The sequence below is a fragment of the Micromonospora sp. NPDC051924 genome (genome assembly GCF_055586005.1).
Window position 1 is genome coordinate 25,215 of sequence record NZ_JBVJJA010000036.1, and the last position, 15,616, is coordinate 40,830.

At 72.9% G+C, this 15,616-nt stretch carries 13 protein-coding genes and 1 tRNA gene; 4 read left to right on the forward strand and 10 right to left on the reverse strand.

The genetic code is table 11. The features are described from left to right. Nucleotides 1–2: 2 nt before the first annotated feature. The 5 genes from ACZ6S5_RS25195 to ACZ6S5_RS25215 all read right to left on the reverse strand — a co-directional run bounded on the left by ACZ6S5_RS25195 (nucleotide 3) and on the right by ACZ6S5_RS25215 (nucleotide 5,835). Nucleotides 3–76, reverse strand: a tRNA-Met gene (locus ACZ6S5_RS25195). Between the two features lie 50 nt (nucleotides 77–126). Continuing rightward, on the reverse strand, nucleotides 127–1,059 hold the full coding sequence (locus ACZ6S5_RS25200) for a hypothetical protein (protein WP_466004257.1): 933 nt from the start codon (nucleotides 1,057–1,059) through the stop codon (nucleotides 127–129). After that, a complete protein-coding gene (locus ACZ6S5_RS25205; RefSeq protein WP_466004258.1) occupies nucleotides 1,049–1,558 on the reverse strand; it encodes a SigE family RNA polymerase sigma factor in 510 nt (169 codons plus the stop codon). Before ACZ6S5_RS25205 ends, ACZ6S5_RS25200 begins: the two co-directional genes overlap by 11 nt. A gap of 151 nt (nucleotides 1,559–1,709) precedes the next feature. Next, a complete protein-coding gene (locus ACZ6S5_RS25210) occupies nucleotides 1,710–4,694 on the reverse strand; it encodes a UPF0182 family membrane protein (protein ID WP_466004259.1) in 2,985 nt (994 codons plus the stop codon). A 127-nt stretch (nucleotides 4,695–4,821) separates the two neighbouring features. Then, the gene (locus tag ACZ6S5_RS25215) at nucleotides 4,822–5,835 is read right to left on the reverse strand and encodes a YlbL family protein (protein WP_466004260.1); all 1,014 of its coding nucleotides are present in this window, start codon (nucleotides 5,833–5,835) and stop codon (nucleotides 4,822–4,824) included. A gap of 184 nt (nucleotides 5,836–6,019) precedes the next feature. Between ACZ6S5_RS25215 and ACZ6S5_RS25220 the strand changes: the two genes are divergently transcribed. Further along, nucleotides 6,020–7,225 carry a zinc-dependent metalloprotease gene (locus tag ACZ6S5_RS25220; RefSeq protein WP_466004262.1) on the forward strand — a complete coding sequence of 402 codons (1,206 nt, stop codon included), beginning with the start codon at nucleotides 6,020–6,022 and terminating at the stop codon, nucleotides 7,223–7,225. Nucleotides 7,226–7,336: 111 nt separating this feature from the next. Here ACZ6S5_RS25220 and ACZ6S5_RS25225 read toward each other — a convergent pair whose 3' ends face one another. Both ACZ6S5_RS25225 and ACZ6S5_RS25230 read right to left on the reverse strand, forming a co-directional pair. Further along, on the reverse strand, nucleotides 7,337–8,065 hold the full coding sequence (locus tag ACZ6S5_RS25225; protein ID WP_466004264.1) for a hypothetical protein: 729 nt from the start codon (nucleotides 8,063–8,065) through the stop codon (nucleotides 7,337–7,339). A gap of 256 nt (nucleotides 8,066–8,321) precedes the next feature. Further along, nucleotides 8,322–8,852 (reverse strand): M48 metallopeptidase family protein, encoded by a 531-nt coding sequence (locus ACZ6S5_RS25230; protein ID WP_466004265.1) that lies wholly within the window; start codon nucleotides 8,850–8,852, stop codon nucleotides 8,322–8,324. Between the two features lie 488 nt (nucleotides 8,853–9,340). Between ACZ6S5_RS25230 and ACZ6S5_RS25235 the strand changes: the two genes are divergently transcribed. The 3 genes from ACZ6S5_RS25235 (at nucleotide 9,341) to ACZ6S5_RS25245 (ending at nucleotide 12,199) form a co-directional block, all read left to right on the forward strand. Next, nucleotides 9,341–9,508: a DUF5679 domain-containing protein gene (locus ACZ6S5_RS25235; RefSeq protein WP_007464795.1), complete on the forward strand. Its 168-nt coding sequence runs from the start codon at nucleotides 9,341–9,343 to the stop codon at nucleotides 9,506–9,508. Between the two features lie 220 nt (nucleotides 9,509–9,728). After that, complete coding sequence (locus ACZ6S5_RS25240) at nucleotides 9,729–10,856, forward strand: TOMM precursor leader peptide-binding protein (protein WP_466004266.1); 1,128 nt, start codon at nucleotides 9,729–9,731, stop codon at nucleotides 10,854–10,856. Next, nucleotides 10,853–12,199 carry an ABC1 kinase family protein gene (locus ACZ6S5_RS25245; protein WP_466004268.1) on the forward strand — a complete coding sequence of 449 codons (1,347 nt, stop codon included), beginning with the start codon at nucleotides 10,853–10,855 and terminating at the stop codon, nucleotides 12,197–12,199. The genes ACZ6S5_RS25240 and ACZ6S5_RS25245 overlap by 4 nt, the downstream gene beginning before the upstream one ends. Before the next feature lie 300 nt (nucleotides 12,200–12,499). On the opposite strand, the gene ACZ6S5_RS25250 is transcribed toward ACZ6S5_RS25245, so the two are convergent. The 3 genes from ACZ6S5_RS25250 to ACZ6S5_RS25260 form a co-directional block, all read right to left on the reverse strand. After that, entirely contained in the window at nucleotides 12,500–12,865 is a 366-nt protein-coding gene (locus ACZ6S5_RS25250) for a WhiB family transcriptional regulator (protein WP_091068617.1), read from the reverse strand. 134 nt (nucleotides 12,866–12,999) lie between these two features. Next, nucleotides 13,000–13,254: a hypothetical protein gene (locus ACZ6S5_RS25255; protein WP_466004269.1), complete on the reverse strand. Its 255-nt coding sequence runs from the start codon at nucleotides 13,252–13,254 to the stop codon at nucleotides 13,000–13,002. A 130-nt stretch (nucleotides 13,255–13,384) separates the two neighbouring features. Next, nucleotides 13,385–15,541, reverse strand: a complete 2,157-nt coding sequence (locus ACZ6S5_RS25260) for an ATP-dependent DNA helicase UvrD2 (protein WP_466004270.1) — start codon at nucleotides 15,539–15,541, stop codon at nucleotides 13,385–13,387. Between the last annotated feature and the right edge of the window lie 75 nt (nucleotides 15,542–15,616).

Sequence of the window (15,616 nt, forward strand, 5' to 3'; positions counted from 1 at the left end):
AGTAGCGGGGACAGGATTTGAACCTGCGACCTCTGGGTTATGAGCCCAGCGAGCTACCGAGCTGCTCCACCCCGCGTCGGCTCGTCCACCGTAGCGCACCGACCCCGGGGGGCGCAAAACGGGCCCTCAGCTCAGCCATTTCCGTACCGCCTCGGTCGCCCGTCCGCTGTCCTTCTCGAACTGCGGCCGGTCGGTGGGCGTGTTCTCGTAGCCCTGCTCCCAGAGCACGGTGACCACATCACCCACCCGGATCGCCCGGAGCAGGTGGATCTCGTCCTCGCCGGGCGTGCCGCCGCCGTAGCCGCTCGGGTACGGGGCGCGGATCTCGACCAGCACCGACTCGTCGCCGTACCCGCCATCGGCCAGCAATCGCTGCCGCTCGATCTCCCCTGCCCCGTTCGGTTCGTCCTGCCGGGGGCAGTCGCGCACCGCCTGCCGCAGCTCCCGGAGCGCGTCGTCGGCGCGCCCCGGGCGGTAGCTGGTGACGCTGTGCCGGTACAGGCCGTACGGCGCGACATCCGGCCCGCCGGACAGCGTGAAGGGCAGAATCCGCCCGCGACGCGCCACGACGTTGTCCCCGCCGGGAGTGGTGCCGCAGAGGGTTGGCAGCACGGGCCCGGAGACGAACCGGGGTCCCCCGCCGGCCTCGTTGGCGGGGGGCAGCGTGAAGAAGGCCCGGTCCGGGATGCTGGTCGGGGTGGTGGCGGTCGGCGAGCTGCCGGTAGTCGGCGCGGCCGGCGTGCGGGACGGCGTGGGCCCGGTACGACCGGGCGACGGCGGCGAAGTGGCCGGGCCGGACGGCGTGGGCAAAGCGACGGTCGGCCCGGCGGTGGGCGAGCCGGCAGGTGGCCTGGGCGGCCCGGCCGGCCCGGCGGCGAGCACCAGGTGCGTGCCGGCGGCAGTGCCGGCGACCAGGACGGCGGCAGTCAGCGCGCCGAGCGCGGCCCGGTTCCGGGCCCGGCGGTCGGCACCCCGGCGCAGCTGGTCCGGCGCCGGCAGCGCCCGCTCGTCGGTGTCGGCGGCCAGCGCCAGGTAGAGACGGCTCAGTTCACGCGACATCATTCACCTCCAGCTCCTCGGCGACCACACCGGGCAGCAGCTCAGCCAGCCGGGCCCGCCCCCGGGCCAGCCAGGACTTCACGGTTCCGGTGGGGACGCCGGCCTCCCGGGCGACCTCCTCGACCGACATGTCGAACAGGTAGTGCAGAGCGAGGGCCTGCCGCTGCCCGGCCGGCAGCTGCCGGAGCGCGCCCACCAGCAGCACGGTCTCCTCGCCCGGTGGCCGGACGTCGGCGGGCGGGCCGGTCCGGCTGGCCGCCAGCCGCCAGCTCCGCAACCGTCGCCAGCGGTCGGTGGCGAGCCGGCTGATCACCAGCCGCAACCACGCCTCCGGCGCCGGATGGGCGGCCAGCTTCGCCCACTGCCGCCAGGCCCGGGCGTACGCCTCCTGGACCAGGTCCTGCGCCTCGGCGGGCTCGCCCGCCACCGCATAGCCGTACCGCAGCGCCCGCCCGGACGTGCTGCGATAGAAATCGTCGAAGCTGTTCGCGTCCCGCATCGGCGAATCCGCCTCCCTCCGTTCACCTGTCCTGTTGACGGTGGAGCGGGGTGCCGGGTTGCGGGCGTTCCGTCCGGTACACGACAAGACCGGCCCGTGGCCCGGGACCGCTACGGGTTCCGGGCCACGGGCCGGCGTGCTCGGGTCGGCGTCAGCCGTTCGGCGAGGGGGATGGCGAGGTCGACGGCGACGCGGACGGGCTGCCGCTCGGCGCCGGGGCGGGCGAGGCGTTCGCCGCCGCCTGCGCCTCCTGGAACGCGGTCATCGCCTCGTCCAGCGCCTTCAGCGCCCGCCCGTACCGCTCGAAGTCGCCGGACGCCTGGGCGGCCTTGACCTCGCCGATCGCGGCCTGCACCCGGTCGGCGGCCTGGGCCAGCTCGCCGGTGAGCACCGGCTGGGTGGTGCCCCCGGAGCTGGGCGGAGTGGTGCCCCCGGAGCTGGGCGGGGTGCCGGGGGCGGCCCGCTTGCCCTGCTCGACGAGCTGCTTGATGCCGTCGGCGAGGTTGTCCGCCAGCACCATGTACGAGCCGCCGTCGCCGTAGGACAGCAGCACCTTCTGCAGCAGCGGGTACGCGTCCTGCTGGTTGCTCTTCACGTACACCGGCTCGACGTAGAGCATGCCGTTGCCGAAGGGCAGCGAGAGCAGGTTGCCGTACTGCACCTGTGCCTGGTTGGACTGGAGCAGGTTCAGCTGCTGGCGGATGTTCGAGTTGGTGTTGATCATCTGCTGGTGCACCTGGACCGGACCCGCGGTACGGGTCTGGTCGGGCAGCTCCAGCACCTCCAGCCGGGGCTGCCCGTCGACGTACGACCCGGAGATCAGCGCGGCCAGGTTCTGCCGCCCGTTCGGGGTGACCGCCGAGGTGAGCTGGAAGCGCGGCCCCTCCTGCTGCCCGGGGAACTGCGTGTAGAGGTAGTACGGCGGCTGCTTCTGCCCGCTGTCCGGCGCGTCCGGCACGTTCGGCACCTGCCAGAAGTCCTGGCCGGAGTAGAAGTCGCCCGGGTCGGTGACGTGGAACCGGGTGAGCAGGTTGCGCTGCACCTTGAACAGGTCCGCCGGGTAGCGGAAGTGCGCCGCCAACTCCGGCGGGATGTCCGCCTTCGGCAGCACCAGGTCGCCGCCGAACGCCTTGTTCCACGCCTTGAGCACCGGGTCGGTCTCGTCGAACGCGTAGAGCCGGACGGTGCCGTCGTAGGCGTCGACCGTCGCCTTCACCGAGTTGCGGATGTAGTTGACGTTCTCCCGGGCGAGCTGGAAGGTGCCCCGACCGGTCAGCTCGTCGGCGGTCTCGGCCTGGAGGTTGACCCGCTCGGCGTACGGGTAGGTCGCCGCCGTGGTGTAGCCGTCCACGATCCACTGGATCCGGCCGTTCACCACGGCCGGGTACGGGTCGCCGTCCACGGTGAGGAACGGCGCGACCTTCTCCACCCGGTCCCGCGGGTTACGGACGTAGAGCAGCTTGGAGTCCTTGTTCACCGCCTCGGAGAGGAGGAAGTTCGACTCCTGCTCCTTCAGCGCGTAGAGCAGCCGACGGGTGAACGAGCCGATCTTGACGCCGCCCTCGCCGGTGTAGGTGTAGTACTGCTCGCCGCCGGTCGAGGTCGGCCGGTCGAACTCGACGTTGCGGTCCCCGGTCTGCCCGACGATAGCGTAGTCGTCGGCCTCCATCCGCTCGCCGTAGTAGATCCGCGGCTGCTGGGCCGGGATCTGGTCGCTCGGCGAGGAGCAGCCCTGCGCCTCCTTGCCCGAGTCGCCAAGGAAGCCGGAGACGAAGTACGGCAGGCCGTTGCAGACCTGGTTGGCGGGGGCGGCGACCAGGCCGTAGCCGTGGGTGTAGACGGTGTGCCGGTTGATCCAGCCGCTCTGCTGCGGGGTCAGCTCGCCGTAGTTGATCTCCCGGACGCCGACCACGTAGTCGGCGGTCTTGCCACCCACCGTGTACCGGTCGATGTCCAGCTTCGGGCCGAAGTCGTAGAAGCCGCGGACCTGCTGGAGCTGGGTGTACGTCTCGGAGACCAGCTGCGGGTCGAGCAGCCGGACGTTCTGCACCACCGAGGTGTCGGTGGCCAGGCTGGCCGGCGGGGTCAGGTTGGTCGCCTGGTACCCGGAGGTCTTCGTGTCGGCCAGCGCGTACGCGGCCCGGGTCGCCTCGATGCTGCGCTGGATGTACGGCGCCTCCTTGTCCCGGGCGCTCGGCTTGACCTCGAAGGTCTGCACCGCCCACGGGTAGATGCCGCCGATCGCCACCGCGGAGACGCCGAGCAGGGCCAGCGCGATGCCCGGCCAGACCAGGTTCCGCATCACCGCGTTGGAGAACACGATGATCGCGATCGCCACCACGATCGAGATGTACGCCAGGATCTCCTTGGCCGGGAGCAGCGCGTTCACGTCCGCGTAGCCGGCGCCGTAGAGCTTGGCGCCCTCGTTGTACTCCAGCAGCATCGCCCGCCGGTCCAGCACGTACGCGACGGCCTTGAGCAGGACGAAGACGGCGACCAGAGTGCTCAGGTGGGCGCGCGCGGCGTTGGTCATCCGGTCCCCGACGCCCTGCAGCCGCACCCCGCCGAAGACGTAGTGCACGGCCAGCGCGCCGAGCAGGGCCAGCACCACCGCGGTGAAACCGACCCCGAGCAGGTAGCGCCAGAACGGCAACTGGAAGACGTAGAACCCGACGTCGACGCCGAACTCCGGATCCTTGACCCCGAAGCTGCCGCCGTTACGGAACAGCAGCCACTGGCTCCACCGGCTCTGCGCGGAGAGCCCGGCGAAGAGCCCGATCAGCGCCGAGACCAGCGCGATCCAGGTGCCGAGCCGGGGGGTCAGCAGCATCCGGTAGCGCTCGAGGGTGGCCTGCTCCGGGGAGTGCGGGCGCAGCTGCGGCCGCAGCCGGTAGGCCAGCCAGAGGTTGCCCGCGATGACCAGCGCCATGCCGAGCCCCACCAGGAGGAACAGCAGCAGCCGGGTGGCGAGGACGCCGGTGAAGACCTGGGTGTAGCGGACCTCGTCGAACCAGAGCCAGTCGGTCCACGCGTTGACCCCCCAGCCGAGCAGGGTGAAGAGCACGAACACCCCGATCAGGACCCCGATGGTGACGCGTCCGCGCCGGCTCATCCTCGGCAGGGGGCTGCTACGCATGACCACTGTTGGCTCCGCACGCTCGATGTGATCGGCTCCGACCAGGCACCCAGAGTACGGGGTGTTTCTGAACACGTCGGGTCAAGGTCACGTCACGATCCTCGCGCGCACCCGCAACCGGGCCCGCTCAGCAGCGGGTGGGCTGCCCGCCGGCGCGCAGGGTATCGAGCGCCTTCAGCGCGTCGTCCAGCGACGCCACCCTGAGCAACGGCAGATCGGGCTGCGGGTTGCGGACCGCCTCGGCGCAGTTGTCGGCGGGTACCAGGAAGACCTTCGCGCCGGCCTCCTTGGCGCCGACCAGCTTCTGCGCGATGCCGCCGATCGGGCCGACCCGGCCCTCGTCGTCGATCGTGCCGGTGCCCGCGATGATCTTCCCGCCGGTCAGGTCGGCGGGCTCCAGCTTGTCGACGATGCCGAGGGCGAACATCAGCCCGGCGCTCGGCCCGCCGATGTCCCCGAGGTCGATCTTGAGAGTGAACGGGTGCGGCTGCTGCTGGTCGATCTCGATGCCGATCCGCGGCCGGCCGTCCTGTTCCCGGCTGGTCACCGTGGCGGTGGCCGGCTCGCCGTCCCGGGTGTACCCGATCTTCAGGGCGGTCCCCGCCGGCTTGGCCCGGATCAGCTCGGTGAGCCGGGCGGCGCTGGTCACCTGCTGGCCGTCGACCGAGGTGAGCACGTCGTTGGGCTTGAGCACGTCGACCGACGGACCGCCCGGGGTGACCGCCTTCACCAGCACCCGGATCGGGTAGCCCAGCTCCCGCAGGGCGGCGGTCTCCGCGCTGGTCTGCGAGTTCTGGAAGTCCTCGGCGTTGCGCTTCTCGACCTCCTCCTGCGACTCGCCAGGCGGGTAGACCAGCTCGCGCGGCACCACCGCCTCGTCCTCGGAGAACCAGCCGGCCAACGCCGACCGGAGCCGCACGGTGGGCTGCACGCCGACCGTGGTGAGCCGCAACTGGCCCGCGGAGGTGGACGTCGCCCGCCCGGTGACCTGGATGATCTCCTTGCCGTCGGCGCTGCCGAGGGTGTTGACCGTCGGGCCGGGACCGAGCACCACGTACGGGATGGGCACACTCAGCACGCCGACGCTGAGCAGGGCGGTGAGCAGTGCACCGAGGAGGACGGTCACGCCGCGACGTCTCATGCGGCAGAGCGTACCGATCCGGGCGGAGACGTCCGGCGCGGTGACCGCCGGACTTCGCCCTCAGCGCAACGCCGACGGACGCGACCTGCGGCGGGGCACGCGTACCGTAGACGACGTGCCTGATATTCCGTTCGGATTCGCGCTCCCGGGTGGGCAACCACCAGACCCCAACGATCCCGCGCAGATGCAGCAGTTCATGTCGCAGTTGCAGCACCTGCTCTCCGCGCCGGGCAGCGGGCCGGTCAACTGGGACCTCGCCCGTCAGGTGGCCGCCAGCCAGCTCGCCGCCAGCGGCGACCCGGCGGTCTCGCCGTTCGAACGCAACGCGGTGGAGGAGGCGCTGCGGATCGCCGACCTCTGGCTGGAGCCGGCCACCTCGTGGCCCTCCGGCATCCGGACGTCGGTCGCCTGGAACCGCAACGAGTGGATCTACAAGACCCTCGACGTCTGGCGCAAGCTCTGCGACCCGGTGGCCAGCCGGATGGTGGGCGCGATGGGCGACCTGGTGCCGCCGGAGGCCCGCGCCCAGCTCGGCCCGATGCAGTCGATGGTCGCCACGCTGGGCGGCGCGCTGTTCGGCGGCCAGCTCGGCCAGGCGCTCGGCTCGCTCGCCGCCGAGGTGCTCTCCGCCGGGGACATCGGCCTGCCGCTCGGCCCGGCCGGCACCGCCGCGCTCATCCCGGCCAACATCCGGGCGTACGGCGAGGGCCTGGAGCTGCCCGAGGACGAGGTACGCCTCTACGTGGCCCTGCGGGAGGCCGCTCACCAGCGGCTCTTCCAGCACGTGCCGTGGCTGCGCGGACACGTGCTCACCGCAGTGGAGAACTACGCCGCCGGCATCCGGGTCAACCGGGAGGCGATCGAGGAGGCGATGGGCCGGGTCGATCCGACCGACCCGGAGTCGATGCAGGCGATCGCCCTGGAGGGCATCTTCACGCCGGAGGACACCCCGGCGCAGAAGGCCTCGCTGGCCCGGCTGGAGACGGTGCTCGCGCTGGTCGAGGGCTGGGTGTGCCACGTGGTGGACAGCGCCGCGGGCGACCGCCTGCCCAACGTCGTCCGCCTCGGCGAGGCGTTCCGCCGCCGCCGGGCCGCCGGCGGGCCGGCTGAGCAGACGTTCGCCGCCCTGGTCGGCCTGGAGCTGCGGCCCCGCCGGCTGCGGGAGGCCACCGTGCTCTGGGCGGCGCTGACCGAGCACCGCGGGATCGCCGGCCGGGACGCGATCTGGGGCCACCCCGACCTGCTCCCCTCGGACGACGACTTCGCCAACCCGGAGGCGTTCGCCGCGACCAGTAGCGACCTGGACGAGGAGCTGGCGAACTTCGACTTCACCGCCCCCGGCGCCCCGGAGGAGCAGACCCCGGGCGAGGACGACGACAAGAAGTCCTGAGCCGCCCCTACCGTCAAGATCCGCACAACGTCACGGAAACTGTGGCCTCGCGCTCGTGTCGAGGCTACGGTTTCGCGGAAGTTGTGCGGATCTTGCTGTGCCCGAGGGCGGTCAGCCCGAATGGCCGGAGAGCAGGGCGCGGGTGGCGTCCCAGCCCTCGACGGCCGGATCGAGGGTGGCCAGGTCGGCCGGGCCACGCAACCGGCGCCAGCCGGCGGTGACCGCCACGTCCCCCGGGCGGGGGGCGGCCGCACGCACCTCGCCCGGCGCGGCCGTGCCGAGGTCCAGCGCCGGCAGCCAGTCCGGAACGGGCAGCCGGGCGGCCACGCCGAGCAGCCCGGGACCGCCCCCCTCCACCGGGGCGACCGCGACCGGCCGGCTGGACAGCGGCCGGAGCAGCTTGCCGAGGGTCAGCCCCGGCACGTCCGGCGCGTCGGCGACCACCACCGCCGCCTGGTCGTACCCGGTCGGGCCGGCGCCGACAGCCGGCGCGTTCTCCGGGCGCGGCGCGCCCTCCCCGAGCGGGACGGCCGCTGCGGCCGGGACGGCCTCCGCGAGGGGCACGGCCTTCCCGAGCGGCGCGGCGTCCCCGGCCAGGGCGGCGAACACGGCGTTGACGGTGGGTTCCGGCACCTCGAGCACGGCGGTGCCCGGCCAGACGACCGCGTCGGCCAGCCAACGGTCCGTCGGCGTCACCGCGACCGCGGTCTCCACCTCGTTGAGCGTGGCCAGCAGGTCCACGACGTCCTCGGCGAGCGCGGTACGCCACCGGGACGGGTCGATCCCTGGCGGCGTCCAGGCCACCGGTCCGAGCAACGCCACCACCACACGTCGGGCCATGCCCGACCCTAACCCGTGGCCCATCACCCCACCCGCTCACCAAGATCCGCGCAAGCTCAGGGAAGTTGTGGCCCCAGCGCGCAGGGAGGCAGCACTTTCCCGGAGGTGCCGCCTCCGTCCGTGTGCCGCTCCGCGGGGCGTCGGGAGCCCGATGATCGACTCGTCCTGCCGTGAGGCGGTCGGTGGGCGGGCCGGGAAGGCGCGCCCTGGCGCATCCCGAGTGGATCTAGCCGGGCCGCCGGGGCCGGCGGCGCGATCAGTCGGCCAGGGGTACGCCGCTGGCGGCGGCGACGCCCTCCAGGTAGCCGCGGGCGCGCTCGGTCTTCGGGTACCGGCCGACCAGGGCCCAGAACGAGGCGTTGTGGCTGGGCACGATCAGGTGCGCCAGCTCGTGCAGGAGCACGTAGTCGACCACCCAGTCGGGCATGTCCTGGATCCGGTGCGAGATCCGGATGGTGCGGTCGGCCGGGGTGCAGGAGCCCCAGCGGCCGTTCTGGTTGGTGACCCAGCGGACGCTGGCGGGGGCGGCCGCGACGCCGTACTCGGTCAGGTAGAGGTTGATCAGCCGGGCGGCCCGGGCCAGCAGCTCGGCGTCGGAGCGGGCCAGCCGGCCCTCGCGGGCGGCGAGCCGGGCCAGCATCCGGTCGACCCACTCGCTCTCCTCGGCGCGGGAGAACTGGTCGGGGATGAGCACCACGACCCGCTCACCGTCCCGGTACGCGGACACCGTGCGTCGCCGGCGCTGACTGCGCCGTACCTCGACGACGGGCTTCCGCGTCGCGGCCATCACTGACCCGCGCAGCCTCGGATGACTGTCACGAGGGAAAGCTAATGCGTACTGACCAGGGGTCCGCAAGAGTCAACACGACGACACGCGCCCGGAAAATGGTGGTTGGTCGTCAGGAGTCCTGAAAAATTTCTTTGCGGAAGACCCGTAGGGCACTCCGGAGCGTCACCTCCGGGCCCGCCCACACGTTAGGTGATCTACGGACGCGCCGCCGCGCGGGGGCGCCCTGAAGGGGGATCTGAGCGCATTCACCCGGCGTGTCCCCGCCAAACTGACTTATCCGACGTAACTCGGCATGCACACTCTCGACGTCGACTAGCTCACAGAGTCGGCGCACAGCTGACATGGAACTGCCCAGACCTGGGTAGGGTCCGCCAACCAGCGGTCACGAGCGTGGCCGCCGATCCCGGCGCCGGCGCCCTCCGTGGCCCGCCGCAGGGAAACCCACCGGGACGGCGTGCCCGGCGGACGAGACGAGGAGGGCTACCGTGGCCGACCAGGCCCAGACCTACAACGGTTACTGCGTGAAGTGCAAGGAGAAGCGGGACTTCGAGGGGCACGTGGAGGTCTCGAAGACCGGCATGAACATGGCCAAGGGCAAGTGCCCGGTGTGCGGCACAACAGTGAACCGCATTCTCGGCAAGGCCAAGGTCTGACCCGTACGGGTCGCGCGGGGGGGGGGGGGGGGGGGGGGGGGGCCCCCCCCCCCCCCCCCCCCTCCCCCATTCGGCTCCGCCCTGACTGGCAGCTCGCCGACACCGGTTACCGGCTGGTTGTGGACAACCCCGCCCTTCCCTGTGGACAACCCTGGACAGGGACGGGCGCACCTGTGGACAACGATCGACGGAGAGCGCGGACACGGTCACGATTCGTGTCATGACCCAGCCGAGTCCGCTCCCCCGCCCCACCCTCTTGCCCGGCCTGACCCGCCTCTGGCGGGACCGGCACACCCTCCAGCTCGGGGTGGAGCCCGGCCGGGCGGTGCTGCTGGAGTTGGCGAATCCCCGGGCCGCCCACCTGCTCGACCTGCTGGACGGCAGCCGCAGCGAGCGGGCCGTCCTTGCGTACGCGGCCACGGTCCAGGTGGCCCCGGCGGAGGCCCGGCTCCTGCTCGACACGCTCCGGACCGCCGGTCTCGTCGTACCGGCGCACAGCCTGCTCCCCCGGGACCTCGCCGGGCCGATCCGGGCCCGGCTGGCCGACGAGGCGGACGCCCTGGCCCTGGCCGTGCCCGGACCACCCGTCACGCCGGCCCAGGTGGTGCGCCGCCGCCGCACGGCCCGGGTGCTGGTCACCGGGTCCGGCCGGCTCGGCGCGGCGATCGCCGTCGGGCTGGCCCAGGCCGGCGTCGGGCACGTGACGCCCGACCTGAGCGGACCGGTCCGCCCGGCCGACCTGGTCGGGACCGGGCTCACCGCCGCCGAGGTGGGCCGGCCGCTGGCCGCGGCGGTCCGCGGCGCGCTCGGGCGGTGCGCCCCCGGCACGGCGACCGCCCCGCTCCGGCGCGGCCGCGTCGACCTGGTGATCCAGCTCGGCACCGACCGGCCCGCCGCCCTGCTGGCCACCGGGTACGCCCAGCGCCGCCAGCCCCACCTCCAGGTCGACCTGCGCGGCGGCGTACCGGCGGTCGGCCCGCTGGTCCGGCCGCCGGTCGGCCCCTGCCTGAACTGCCTCGACCTGCACCGGGCCGACCGGGATCCGGACTGGCCCCGGCTCGCCGCCCAGCTCGCGGCCGACGCCGGCGAACGGGCCTGTGCCACGACCACCCGGCTCGCGGCGGTGGCGTACGCGGTCGCCGAGGCCCTCGCCCACCTCGACGGGGGCACCCCGGAGACCCTCGGCTGCGCGGTCGAGGTCGCCGGGGCGGGCCGCTTCCGCCGCCGCCAGTGGCCGCCGCATCCGTCCTGCGGGTGCTCCGGGCGTCGCCCGATCCGGGGCCGCCCCACCCGCTCCCGGCTTCGTAGCAGCAGCGGGCCCGCCGAGTCGGTAACAATGACCGGGTGACCGACATCCCGCGCCGGGCCGTGTCCCGGACCGCCAAGCTCGCCGCTCTGCCGCTCGGCTTCGCCGGTCGGACCGTCCTCGGCATGGGCAAGCGGGTCACCGGGCTCGCCTCCGACGTCATCTCCGCCGAGATCCAGCAGCGCACCGCCGAGCAGCTGTTCAGCGTGCTCGGGCAGCTCAAGGGCGGGGCGATGAAGTTCGGCCAGGCGCTGTCGGTCTTCGAGGCGGCGCTGCCCGAGGAGATCGCCGCCCCCTACCGCCAGGCGCTCACCAAGCTCCAGGAGGCCGCCCCGCCGCTGCCGGCCGCCACCGTGCACAAGGTGCTCGCCGAGCAGCTCGGGCCGGACTGGCGGGAGCGGTTCGTCGAGTTCAACGACACCCCGGCCGCCGCGGCCAGCATCGGGCAGGTGCACCGCGCGGTCTGGCGCGACCCCGGCTACAGCCCGAACGGCGGCCCGAACCATCGGGACGTCGCCGTGAAGATCCAGTACCCCGGCGCCGGCGACGCCCTGCTCGCCGACCTGAAGCAGCTCTCCCGGCTGGGTGGCATGTTCCGCGCGATCCAGCCCGGACTGGACGTCAAGCCGCTCCTGGTCGAGCTGCGCGAGCGGATCACCGAGGAGCTGGACTACGAGTTGGAGGCCGAGTCGCAGCGCGCCTTCGCCGCCGCGTACGCCGACGACCCGGACATCTACATTCCGGAGGTGCTGGACGCCTCGCCCCGGGTCCTGATCACCGAGTGGGTCGAGGGCACGCCGCTGGCGGACATCATCCGGGACGGCACCGAGGAGCAGCGCGACGAGGCCGGACGGCTGATGGCCGAGCTGCACCTGTCCGCGCCGATGCGGGCCGGGTTGCTGCACGCCGACCCGCACCCGGGCAACTTCCGGCTGCTGCCGGACGGCCGGCTCGGGGTGATCGACTTCGGCGCGGTGGCTCGGATGCCGGAGGGCACCCCCGAACCGATCGGCCGGATCGCCGCGCTGGCGATCCGCGGCGACGCGGAAGGGGTGGTGAACGGGCTACGCGAGGAGGGCTTCGTCAGCCAGACCGAGCCGATCGACGCCCAGGCGCTTCTGGACTACCTGCGACCGATGCTGACCCCGGTCGCCGAGGAGGAGTTCCGGTTCAGCCGGGCCTGGCTGCGCGCGGAGGCGGCCCGGCTGGCCAGCCCCCGGTCGCCGGCGTTCCAGCTGAGCCGACAGCTCAACCTGCCGCCGTCGTACCTGATGATCCACCGGGTGACGCTCGGCTCGATCGGGGTGCTCTGCCAGCTGGAGGCGAAGGCGCCGTACCGGGCGATCCTGGAGCGCTGGCTGCCCGGCTTCGCCCCGGTGGGCTGAGCCACGGACACGCCGAAGGGGCGGTGACCATCCGGTCACCGCCCCTTGCGATCAGGTAGGGATCTAGAGAACGCCCAGGTCACGAGCGGACTGGGCCCGGCTCTTCATCGCGACGGTACGGGCGGAACGGGTTGCCTCAGTGCTCGTGGTGGTGCGACCGGCCTGAGGCCGGGGCATTCGAGCCCGGGACAACGCTTCGTGGAGTAGTTGCATCTCAGTTCCATTCGGCAGGTGCAGCATCGGTTTCGACTTTCTCGCTCGGCCGGCGGTCACCGGCGGGACGTGTGGAACGGGGTTGTGTCAGGCTGCCAGCCGGACCGCGCTGCGCGACTCGGACAGCCCACTGGCCGCCAGTCGCGCCTCGGCCTCGACCCGGAGCTGGGCGTCACGGGCGAGGTCCTCCTTGCGCGGACGGCCACGGGGCCGCTTGCGCGGTACGACCGCGCCACGCTCGAAGATCTCGCCGCCCCAGACGCCCCAGGGCTCGGCCCGCTCCACCGCACCGGCCAGGCACTCGACGCGCAGCGGGCAGTCCCCGCAGAGCGACTTGGCCAGCTCGAGCTCGGTGGGCGAGTCGGAGAACCACAGGTCGGGGTCGAACTTCCGGCAGGGCAGGTTCGCCTCCACCTCGACGCTCACGTCGAGCGGGGCCAACGCCAGACTCATCCTCCGGTCACCTCTCTCTCACTTCGATCTCGTGGATCGCATTCCCGACGTACTTCGGCGGTGCAAAAAAACTGAGGCCGCGGATCCCGGTGTGCGGGTTCCGCGGCCTCGAGGTGAGCCGGTGGTCTGGTGGATCAGACCGGTCTACCTCGAGGTGGAACACCGCGGACATCCGTGCGCTTCTTGACGTCACCGATGCCCATGCCCGTGGAGCCACTGGTCCCCTCGACTCCGGCAATCGGCGCGACGGTCAGGTTCAGCTCGGCCTGAACCGGGACCTGGTGCACCTGCGGAGCCGACGGTCGAGCGGCAAGGGCCACCCGGACAGCCGACAGCGGAGCGCAGGCAGCTGGCATCGCCGCCGGACGCTCATAGGTGAAGATCTCCACGGGTGCCACCTCCCTCACGTTCCTCGTATCGACCATGGACTCATCCCCCGTGAGCAGCCAGAATGGCGCCGCTCGCGAGGTGTGTCCTGAGGCTATTCCTCGCCCACAGGCGAGGGCAAACGATTTACGGCTAGATTTCGAAACTTTTCTGCGGGCAGACCTCGTCGACCGTCGCCCCGCCCACCAGGGCCAGCACGGTATCCCCGTAAAGTCCCAGTTTGCGGGGGCCGATCCCGGCGATCGCGATCAGCTCCTCGGTGCGGCCCGGCTTCCGCTCGGCCAGCGCGGTGAGCGTGGCGTCGGTGAAGACCACGTATGCCGGCACCTTCTGCGCCCCGGCCACCCGCTGCCGCCACTCGCGCAGCCGCTCGTACAGCTCCTCGTCGATGTCGGACGGACAGGTCGGGCAGCGGCCCAGCTTCCGGTCCGCGCCGGCGAGCAGGGTGGCGCCGCAGATCCGGCAGGAGACCACCTGGGTGCGTCGTCGCTCGGTCCGCCGGGCCGCGCCGGCGCCGGCCCGCTCGGCGCCACCGCCGGAGCGGTCGAGCTGCGGCAGGAAGCGGGAGGGCCGCCGAGCCCGGCCCCCCGGCGAGCGGGCCGCCGCGTACGACAGCCAGAGCCACTCCCGGGCCCGGGTGATCCCGACGTAGAGCAGCCGCCGCTCCTCCTCCACCTGCTCCGGGGTCTTCGCGTACGCGGTGGGGAGGGTGCCCTCGGCGAGACCGACCAGGAAGACGGCGTCCCACTCCAGGCCCTTCGCCGAGTGCAGCGAGGCCAGGGTCACCCCCTCCACTGTGGGTACGTGCTGCTGGGCCGCCCGCCGGGCCAGCTCGTCGTTGAAGTCGGCGAGGGTCACCGGCCGCTCGACCGCGGCGGCCTCCCCGATCGGCACCACCTCCGGGGTCGCCGCGTACTCCTCGGCGAGCTGGACCAGGGCGGCGAGCGCCTCCCACCGCTCCCGCGCGGCGCCACCGGCCGGGGGCGCGTCCGGGGCCCAGCCGACCGCCGTGAGCCCCTCCACCACGGCCGCCGGCAGCGGGGTCTCCCCGGGGATGGACCGGGTGGCGGCCCGCAGCGCGACCATCGCCTGGCGCACCTCGGGTCGCTCGAAGAAGCGTTCCGCCCCCTGCACCACGTACGGGACCTCGGCCTCGGTGAGCGCCTTCTCGTACGCCTCGGACTGCGCGTTGGTGCGGAACAGCACGGCGATCTCGCGGGCCGGGGTGCCCGCGTCGACGAGTGTCCGGCAGCGGGCGGCCACCGCGTTGGCCTCGGCCGGCTCGTCGGTGAAGATCCGTAGCTCGGGCTCCTGGCCGGGTGGGCGCTGGCCGTGCAGCTCCAGCCGCAGCCGGGCCTCGGCACCCCGGGCCTGGGAGATCACCGCGTTGGCCAGCCCGACCACCTGCGGCGTGGAGCGGTAGTCGCGGACCAGCCGGACCACGGTGGCGTTCCGGTGCCGACGCGGGAAGTCGACCAGATGGGACGAGCTGGCCCCGGTGAACGAGTAGATGGTCTGGCTGGCGTCGCCGACCACGGTCAGGTCGTCCCGGCCGCCGAGCCACGCCTCCAGCAGGCGCTGCTGGAGCGGGTTGACGTCCTGGTACTCGTCAACGACGAAGTGCCGGTACTGGCCGCGTACCTGCTCGGCGACGTCGGCGTGCTCCTCGATCCCCCAGACGGCGGCCCGCAGCATGTCCTCGAAGTCGATCATGCCGTTGCCGCGCTTGAGCTTCTCGTACGCGGCGAAGACCTCGGCCACCTTCGCCGGCTCGTGCGGCGTCTCGCGCAACGCCTTGGCCGCGGCCACCACGTACTCCGCCGGCTCGACCAGCGACGACTTGGCCCACTCGATCTCGCCGGCCAGGTCGCGGGCGGCGGCCCGGTCGGCCCGCAGGCCGACCTTGGCGGCGGCCAGGGTGACCACCCGCACCTTGCTGTCCAGCAGTTCCGGCATGGCCCGCCCCTCCAGCAGCCGGGGGGCGAAGTAGCGGACCTGGCGCAACGCGGCCGCGTGGAAGGTGCGCGCCTGCACACCTCGCACCCCGAGCACGGTGAGACGGGCTCGCATCTCGGCGGCGGCGCGGGCGGTGAAGGTGACCGCGAGCACGTGCCGGGCCGAGATGTCCCCGGTGAGCGCGCGGTGGGCGATCCGGGAGGTCACGGCCCGGGTCTTGCCGGTCCCGGCGCCGGCCAGGATGCAGACCGGGCCGGCCGGGGCGGTCACCGCGGAGCGCTGCTCCGGATCCAGTCCGGCCAGCACCCGTTCCGCCGCTGAGTGAACCGCCACAGCCAGGAATCATCCCAGCCCCCGCCGATGTTGCAGCGGTTAGCCTGGCCTGACCCGGACCGGGTGCGAGCCATC

What these genes read in the sequence shown, in the direction of transcription:
- ACZ6S5_RS25225 (WP_466004264.1), bottom strand. Translation starts at nt 8,065, where the DNA reads ATGGCCCGACGTGTGGTGGTGGCGTTGCTCGGACCGGTGGCCTGGACG.
- ACZ6S5_RS25230 (WP_466004265.1), bottom strand. Translation starts at nt 8,852, where the DNA reads ATGGCCGCGACGCGGAAGCCCGTCGTCGAGGTACGGCGCAGTCAGCGC.
- ACZ6S5_RS25240 (WP_466004266.1), top strand. Translation starts at nt 9,729, where the DNA reads ATGACCCAGCCGAGTCCGCTCCCCCGCCCCACCCTCTTGCCCGGCCTG.
- ACZ6S5_RS25220 (WP_466004262.1), top strand. Translation starts at nt 6,020, where the DNA reads ATGCAGCAGTTCATGTCGCAGTTGCAGCACCTGCTCTCCGCGCCGGGC.
- ACZ6S5_RS25250 (WP_091068617.1), bottom strand. Translation starts at nt 12,865, where the DNA reads ATGAGTCTGGCGTTGGCCCCGCTCGACGTGAGCGTCGAGGTGGAGGCG.
- ACZ6S5_RS25215 (WP_466004260.1), bottom strand. Translation starts at nt 5,835, where the DNA reads ATGAGACGTCGCGGCGTGACCGTCCTCCTCGGTGCACTGCTCACCGCC.
- ACZ6S5_RS25210 (WP_466004259.1), bottom strand. Translation starts at nt 4,694, where the DNA reads ATGCGTAGCAGCCCCCTGCCGAGGATGAGCCGGCGCGGACGCGTCACC.
- ACZ6S5_RS25205 (WP_466004258.1), bottom strand. Translation starts at nt 1,558, where the DNA reads ATGCGGGACGCGAACAGCTTCGACGATTTCTATCGCAGCACGTCCGGG.
- ACZ6S5_RS25200 (WP_466004257.1), bottom strand. Translation starts at nt 1,059, where the DNA reads ATGTCGCGTGAACTGAGCCGTCTCTACCTGGCGCTGGCCGCCGACACC.